The sequence below is a fragment of the Microbacterium sp. Bi128 genome (assembly GCF_918698205.1).
Map to the genome: position 1 here is coordinate 1 of NZ_CAKKMM010001328.1, position 1,403 is coordinate 1,403.

A 1,403-nucleotide genomic window follows, 5' to 3' on the forward strand; every position below is an offset into this window, starting at 1 on the left:
GAGCCAGGGCTGGGCGGGAATCCCGACCATGCCGAGCAGCTGGTTGACGAAGCCGATGTTGGGATCGAAGATCAGCCGCCACATCATGCCGACTGCCACGGGAGTGGCGACGAGCGGGAGCAGGATGGCCACGCGGACCCATTTTTCGCCGCGGAACGGGCGCCACAGCAGCAGCGCAATGCACATGCCGAGGACCACTTCGCAGACAAGGGCAACGCCGGTGAAGCTCAGCGTGCGGCCGACGGCGGGCCAGAAGCGTTCGACGTCGGAGAGGACCGTGAGGTAGTTCTGCACGCCGACAAAATCGGAGGCCGCCCGGACCGAGCCCTGCGAATCGGTCAGGCTCAGGTACAGGGTCCAGCCGAGGGGGAAAACGATCAGGACGCCGACGAAGATCATGGCGGGGGCGGCGAAGAGCCATTTGCGGTGCCGGTTGGCCCAGCCGGAGAAGTTCTCGCGTGCACCGGGGGTGCGGGCGCCCTTGCGGCCGGACGGCGGCTGGGTCTGGGCGCTGCGGGGAGTGGTCAATACAGACATGGTTCACCTAAGGAGTTGGGGGTGAAGTGAAAAGCTGGCCGCGGCGGGACGGCATCGGACCGCCGTCCCGCCGGGCTGTTTGGTGCTCAGGCGCAGTGCTCAGGCGCGAAGCCTGGCTGGCGCGCCGGGGGCGCTACTTCTTTTCGCTGTCCAGGAACTTCTGGAAGGCGTCGTGCGCCGTGTCGGCTGCGGCGGACGAGTCAGAGCCGGTGATGGTGGCGACGATCGGGCCGCCCACGATTTCGCGGGCCTTGCCTACGGTGACAACCTGGGGACGGTCGTGCCCGACGCCGTTCTTGGCGCTGGCGGAGATGGCCTCGGCGAGGTCCTTCGGGTAGGTGGAGGTGCCGGCCTGGTCAGCCCAGACCGACGCGCGGGGTCCGGGGACTCCGGCCTTCTGCGCCTCGAGGGTGCGTTCCTTGCTGGTGGCCCACTGGATGAACTTCCAGGCGTTGTCCTGGTTGCTGGATGCCTGGTTGATGGCGAGGCCCCAGGACGGGATGTTGTACGGCTTGGAGCCGGCGGGGCCGGCGGGCAGTGCGGCGAAGCCGACGGTGTCGGCGACCTTGGACTTGGCCGGGTCGGTGGCGTTCTTGTAGAGCGAGTCGGCCTCCGTGTAGAAGGCGGCCTTGCCCTGGGTGAAGATCGCCATTGCCTCGGGCCAGCTCATGTCGGTGCTGACGTTGGCGGGGCCGTAGTTCTTGATCAGGCCGCCGTAGAACGCGTAGGCCTTCTTCGCAGCGTCGGAGTTGACGGCGGACTTGCCGCTGGCGTCGGTGAAGTCGCCGCCGAAGCTGTACAGGAAGCTGGAGAACTGGGTGACGGCGGCGGACTTTCCGGTGCGGGCCACGAAGCCGGCCGTGCCC

At 67.9% G+C, this 1,403-nt stretch carries 2 protein-coding genes; both read right to left on the bottom strand.

Annotated features, from left to right (window positions below; genetic code table 11):
- Nucleotides 1–537, bottom strand: a 537-nt coding sequence (locus LQV45_RS32460) for a carbohydrate ABC transporter permease (RefSeq protein ID WP_230011684.1), incomplete at its 3' end; no start/stop codon positions are given.
- 133 nt (nt 538–670) lie between these two features.
- The coding region (locus tag LQV45_RS32465) for an extracellular solute-binding protein (RefSeq protein WP_230011686.1) at nt 671–1,403 on the bottom strand (733 nt) is incomplete at its 5' end.